This is a genomic window from Streptomyces sp. NPDC007162, from assembly GCF_040634175.1.
Taxonomy (GTDB): domain Bacteria; phylum Actinomycetota; class Actinomycetes; order Streptomycetales; family Streptomycetaceae; genus Streptomyces.
On sequence record NZ_JBEYFC010000532.1, the window covers coordinates 1 to 5,934 of the forward strand.

Sequence of the window (5,934 nt, forward strand, 5' to 3'; positions counted from 1 at the left end):
GGCCTGACCCGCGCGGAGCGCCGCAAGCAGGCGAAGGGCAGCCGCCGCAGGAAGTGACGGCGCCGACAGCGCTTCACTGGGGCCGGCCATCCCGAACCTTCGGCGCGGACGGCCGCTACGCGCGGGCGCTCGGTGCCGACCAGTGGGCGGCCGACGCGCGCGGGGCGGCCGCGGTGCTGGCATCGGGGCTGCCCCGATCCCGTCCGGCGGCGATCCGGCAGGTCGCGGACGACCTGCCGCACCTGGCCGACCAGGAGTACACGACGGTCGTCCGGTCCCGCCTTCCGCTCGTCAGGCAGACCCTGGCCGGCCTGGAGACCCGCTTCCCGGCCGTGCGCGGCTACGACGACGCGCAACGCGAGCGCACCGCGGAGGACCTCGCCCACATCGTCGACTTCCTGGCCACCGCCCTCTACGTCGACGACCCCGAGCTGTTCACCTCGTTCCTGACCTGGACCGCCGACATCCTGGAGGCCAGGTACGTGCCGGCCCGCTCCCTGGTGGCGGCCCTCGACGTCCTCGCCGGTCAACTGCGCGAGTTCCCCCGCACCGTCGGCCTCATCGAGGCGGGCGGCGCCGCGCTGCGCGACCGTCCCACCGTCCAGTCCCCGACCTCGACACCCGCACATGACTGACTTCCCGCCCACCGAGTTCGCCGTCACCGTCGTCCACGAACCCGCCACGCTGTCCGTGCGGGTGTGCGGCGAACTCGACCACGACACGGGTGACGACCTGATCGACATAGTCGTCGAGCACCTGGGCGACGGCGATCCGCCCCACGAGGTGCGCGTCGATTTCCACGGCCTGACCTGGATCGACTCCACGGGCCTGGCCGCCCTGCTGATGGTCCACCGCCGTACCCGTGCCGTCGGCGCCACGCTCCGCCTGGACAACCGGCCCGAGGTCCTGGATCGCGTACTGCGCCTGACCAACGTGCTGGACCACCTCACCGCCGGGACAGCACACCTAGGGCCGACGCAGGCTCAGTTCGGCCGTGACCTGCTTGCCGTCGTCGAGCAGGACCGTGTGGAACCGCTCGCAGATCCGGGTGACCAGGTGCAGGCCGTGTCCCCCGACGCGGTGCGGGTCGGGGCCGAGCGGGCACGGCCGCCGCGGTGAGCGGTCGCGGACGGTGATCCGCAGCAGGCCGTGCTCCGGGAGCAGTTCCAGCAGGAGCCGGCCCGGGCCTGGCGCGTGGCGCAGCGCGTTGGTGACGAGCTCGCTGACGACGAGCTGTGCGTCCAGCGTCGGTTGGCGGTCCGCGGGGTGTCCAGCCCGGACGAGCAGGGTGCGCACGGCGTGCCGCGCGTGAGCTACGGAGGTGCCTTCGCTGTCCCAGGCGACGCCGTACCGTGACGGCGACGCCGGGACAGGCTCGTCCGTGGCCCGGTTTCCAAGGGAGGTGACCATAGAGTTCCCGTGCAGTGCGTTCGACTTCCTGTCGGCGGGTCGTGTTCGTGCGCAGTTCTCGCCGGCTGGCGGTGGCCGCGCTCATGGCGATGACCGCTGTCCCGGTCCTGCTCAGGGGTCCGGGTCCAGGACCGTGAAGTGTCCGAGGGTGCCGCTGACGGACAGCAGCCGGCGCACCGGCAGGGGCAGCGGGCCGCGCAGGACGAACGCGCGGCCGGCCGTGTGGTGCCGGCGCCGGCCTTCGAGGAGCGCGTTGAGCAGCATGCTGTCGGCGAAGGTGACCCGAGCGAGATCCACCACCGTGGTGGCCAGTGCCGCGCGGTCGGCGGCTTCCCAGGCGCCTTCGACCGCTTCGGTGTCGTCGTGGTCCAACTCTCCGCGCAGGACGACGTGCAGAGCCTGGTCCTGACGGCTGACGTGGACGTTCATGGCGTGGGCCGCGGGCATGGCGCTATCGTGTCACCTGGGCGTTTGCGCCGCCAAGCCGGTCCGGGACGGGTACGGCGGACAGCGGGCCCGCTCACAGGAACCGCCGGACCGGGACGACCGCGGCCTCCGTGGCGCGTTGCAGCAGCGCCCGGCGTCTCCATCGGGTCAGGTCGATCTCCGCACTGTGTCTCAGGTCCGCCTCGTAGTCGCGGTCGAGCGCGGCGGTGAACTCCTCGTCCAGGACGGCGAGCATGACCTCCTCGTCGTGGTTCATGGACCGGCGGTTGAAGTTGGTCGACCCGATGAGGGAGGCGACCGAGTCCACAGTGATGATCTTGGCGTGCATCATGGTCGGCTGGTACTGGCGGATGTGGACTCCGGCCCGCAGCAGACGTGTGTAGTGGTGCTGACCCGCCAGTTGGCAGGCACGTTGGTCGGTGTGCGGGCCGGGCAGCAGGATCTCGACCCGCACACCGCGCCGGGCGGTCTCGCACAGCAGGTTGATGAAATAGGTGTCGGGGGCGAAGTAGGCGGTGGCCAGCCGGAAGCGTTCCTCGGCCGAGGTGAGCATGACCCGGATCAGGGTCTGCATGTCCTGCCAGCCGATGCTCGCGGAACCGCGGACGACCTGCACCACGGACGAGCCGGTTCCCGCGTGCGGCGTGAAACGGTCGTGCTCGTCGAAGAGTTCGTCGTGGCACTCCGCCCAGTTCTGTGCGAACGCGGCCGCGATGCCGTCCACGGCCGGACCGCGCACCCGGACGTGGGTGTCGCGCCACTCGGCCGGGTTGCGGGCGTCGCCGCACCATTCCTCCGCGATGCCGACGCCACCGGTGAAGGCGGTCTCCTCGTCGACGACAAGGGCCTTGCGATGGCAGCGGTGGTTCTGTTTGAAGGGCGACAGCCACACGGGTTTGCGGAACCAGGCCACCTGTACGCCCGCGGCGCCCATGAGGTCCAGCAGCCGCTGTTCGATCTCCTTGGCGCCGAAGCCGTCGAGCAGCAGCCGTACCCGCACCCCCGCGCGGGCCCGTTCGGCGAGGGCGGCGGCGAAGTCGTGGGCGATCTGCCCGCGCCAGTACACGAACGTCATCAGGTCGATGGTGTGCCGGGCCGAGCGGATCGCGCCGAGCATCGCGGGGAAGATCTCGTCGCCGTTGCGCAAGGGCGTCAGGTCGTTGCCCTCGGTGGCGGCCACGCCGATCAGCCGCTCCAGGCGGCGGCGCAGGCGCTGTTTGCGCGCCGCCACGTCGGGCGCGGCGGCGCGCGCGGGGGGTGCCGGTATGCCGTCGAGTATCACGCCGATTCCCCCAAGGGCCGGAAGACAGAAGAGCACGGGCTGCCGGACGAGCCCGAACAACCGGATGCCCGGTCGGTACCGGCGTACTCCAGCCGTCGCGGTGACGCTCGTCGCGCATCAGGCCCGCACCGGACGTGGCCCGGGCGCGCATCCGGTGCGGAGGGTGAAGTCAGGGCGCGCAACCGCCAGTTCCAGCCGTTGTCATGGTTCGGTCATGACAACGTCGAACGTCGGATGCCAGTCTGCTCCCGGGACGTTCACCGGGAACGCACAGACGTCTCACGAAAAACCCACACCTCGCCCCCGCTTCACCGCACGGCCGAGCAGACGTCATCCCGTCGCACCGTGCCTCTCGTGGCCCCACCCCCGTTCCTCCCTTCACCCGCGCGCCGCCGGACGGCTCGACCCAGCCGCCCCGCTCTCCCGGGCTTCACCGAGCCCGACCACCCCACAGAAGGAGAACGCCATGTTCCGGCAGGACCGTCACCACCGTCGGCTCAGACACAGCGTCACCCTGGCGCTGACCGCGGCAACCACCCTGCTCGCGGCCGGACTCCAGACCGGCACCGCCCTGGCCGCGGCCGGCGAACCCGGCCCCGCCGCCGTCCACGCCGTACCCCGGGCCGGCGCGGCCCCCGCCCCGCTCTCCCCGGCCAGGCGCACGGCCCTGCTCAGGAGCGCCACGGCCGACGCCCCGGGCACCGCGAGGACCCTCGGCCTGGGCGCCGACGAGAAGCTGGTCGTCAAGGACGTCGCCCGGGACGCCGACGGCACGACGCACACCCGCTACGAACGCACCTATGCCGGCCTGCCCGTCCTCGGCGGCGACCTGGTGGTCCACGACAGCGCCGGCCGTCTGACCGTCTCCCGGGCTTCGAGGGCGGCTCTCGCGGTCCCGTCCACCAAGGCGCGGATATCCCCGGCCACGGCGAAGGCCCGGGCACTCGGCGCGGCCGCGAAGGCGGGCGCCGGGCGCCGCGCGCTCGACGGCAGCCCCCGGCTCGTGGTCTGGGCGGCCTCGGGCAAGCCCGCCCTGGCCTGGGAGTCCGTGGTCGGCGGCGTCCAGGACGACGGCACGCCCAACGAACTCCACGTGATCACCGACGCGGTCTCCGGCAAACCGCTCTTCCAGTACCAGGGGATCGAAACCGGCACCGGCACCGGGCAGTTCAACGGGACCGTGCCCCTCGGCACCACACTCTCCGGCTCGACCTACCAACTCGTCGACGGCGACCGGGCCGGCCACCGCACCTACGACCTGAACCAGGGCACCTCCGGCACCGGCACCCTCTTCACCGACGACAACGATGTCTGGGGCGACGGCACCCCGGCCGACCGGCAGACGGCCGGCGTCGACGTCGCCTTCGGTGCCGCGGCCACCTGGGACTTCTACAAGAACGTCTTCGGCCGCAACGGCATCCGCAACGACGGCGTGGCCGCCTACAGCCGCGCCCACTACGGCAACAACTACGTCAACGCCTTCTGGCAGGACAGCTGCTTCTGCATGACGTACGGGGACGGCGCGGGCAACACCCACCCGCTCACCGCGCTCGACGTCGCCGCGCACGAGATGAGCCACGGCGTCACCGCCGCCACCGCGGGTCTCACCTACTCGGGGGAGTCGGGCGGCCTGAACGAGGCGACCTCGGACATCTTCGCCGCCGCGGTCGAGTTCTACGAGAACCTGCCCGCCGACGTCCCGGACTACCTGGTCGGCGAGCAGATCGACATCAACGGCGACGGCACACCGCTGCGCTACATGGACAAGCCCTCCCGGGACGGCGCGTCCAGCGACAACTGGAGCCCGTCCCTGGGCGGACTCGACGTCCACTACTCCTCGGGCCCGGCCAACCACTTCTTCTACCTGCTCTCCGAGGGCAGCGGCGCGAAGACCGTGAACGGCGTCCCGTACGACAGCCCCACCTACGACGGCCGGCCGGTCACCGGCATCGGCATCGAGAACGCCCAGCGCGTCTGGTACCGCGCCCTCACCACCTACATGACGTCGAGCACCGACTACGCGGGCGCCCGTACGGCCACCCTCCAGGCGGCGGCCGACCTGTTCGGCGCCTACAGCCCCTCCTACCTCGCCGTGGCCGACGCGTGGGCGGCGATCAACGTGGGCAACCGGATCGCGCTCGGCGTGAACGTGACCCCGATCGCCGACCAGATCAGCGGAATCGGGCAGGCGGTGTCCCTCCAGGCGGACGCCTACACGACCAACTCCGGCGCCGGCCTGACCTACAGCCCGACCGGGCTGCCGGACGGACTGACGATCAGCGACACGGGCCTGATATCGGGCACTCCCACCACTCTCGGGACCAGCGACGTCACCGTCACGGTCACCGACGCCACGGGCGCCTCTGCCACCGAGCGGTTCTCCTGGCGGATCGCCTACGTCTACGCCAACACCACCCGGGTCGACATCCCCGACAACGGTCCCGCGGTGGAGTCCCCGGTCACCGTGACCGGACGCACCGGCAACGCCTCCGCCACCACCCAGGTCTACGTCAAGATCATCCACACCTACCGCGGTGACCTGACCGTCGACCTCGTCGGCCCGGACGGAACCGCGTACTCCCTGCTCAACCGGAGCGGCGGGTCCGCCGACGACGTCGACCAGACGTTCACCCTCGACGCCTCCGCGCAACCCCTGTCCGGGACCTGGAAGCTCCGCGTCCAGGACCGGGCCGCGATCGACGTCGGTCACATCGAACAGTGGCGGCTCATGCGCCGAGGCCTGGCGCCGACGGGAGTCTCCTTCGTGGAGCTCGCCTTGCTCTCCTTGGTGGAAC

4 protein-coding genes and 2 pseudogenes are annotated in these 5,934 nt (G+C 71.6%); 3 read left to right on the forward strand and 3 right to left on the reverse strand.

Annotated features, from left to right (window positions below; genetic code table 11):
• Positions 1 to 635 (forward strand): annotated as a pseudogene (locus tag ABZ646_RS38245) (hypothetical protein); the annotation flags it as partial.
• The gene (locus tag ABZ646_RS38250; RefSeq protein WP_360529800.1) at positions 628 to 1,119 is read left to right on the forward strand and encodes an STAS domain-containing protein; all 492 of its coding nucleotides are present in this window, start codon (positions 628 to 630) and stop codon (positions 1,117 to 1,119) included. The pseudogene ABZ646_RS38245 and the gene ABZ646_RS38250, both read left to right, overlap by 8 nt.
• On the opposite strand, the pseudogene ABZ646_RS38255 reads toward ABZ646_RS38250, so the two are convergent.
• The 3 genes and pseudogenes from ABZ646_RS38255 to ABZ646_RS38265 form a co-directional block, all read right to left on the reverse strand.
• Positions 1,039 to 1,410 (reverse strand): annotated as a pseudogene (locus ABZ646_RS38255) (ATP-binding protein); the annotation flags it as partial. The gene ABZ646_RS38250 and the pseudogene ABZ646_RS38255 sit on opposite strands and share 81 nt — an antisense overlap.
• A gap of 111 nt (positions 1,411 to 1,521) precedes the next feature.
• Entirely contained in the window at positions 1,522 to 1,857 is a 336-nt protein-coding gene (locus ABZ646_RS38260) for an STAS domain-containing protein (protein ID WP_360529803.1), read from the reverse strand.
• A gap of 73 nt (positions 1,858 to 1,930) precedes the next feature.
• On the reverse strand, positions 1,931 to 3,139 hold the full coding sequence (locus ABZ646_RS38265; RefSeq protein WP_360529806.1) for a phospholipase D-like domain-containing protein: 1,209 nt from the start codon (positions 3,137 to 3,139) through the stop codon (positions 1,931 to 1,933).
• Positions 3,140 to 3,605: 466 nt separating this feature from the next.
• Here ABZ646_RS38265 and ABZ646_RS38270 point away from each other — a divergent pair.
• Positions 3,606 to 5,934, forward strand: a 2,329-nt coding sequence (locus ABZ646_RS38270) for a M4 family metallopeptidase (protein WP_360529809.1), incomplete at its 3' end; no start/stop codon positions are given.

Bases quoted from the DNA above. Each gene is read 5' to 3' on its own strand.
- ABZ646_RS38250 (WP_360529800.1), top strand. From the start codon at position 628: ATGACTGACTTCCCGCCCACCGAGTTCGCCGTCACCGTCGTCCACGAA.
- ABZ646_RS38260 (WP_360529803.1), bottom strand. From the start codon at position 1,857: ATGCCCGCGGCCCACGCCATGAACGTCCACGTCAGCCGTCAGGACCAG.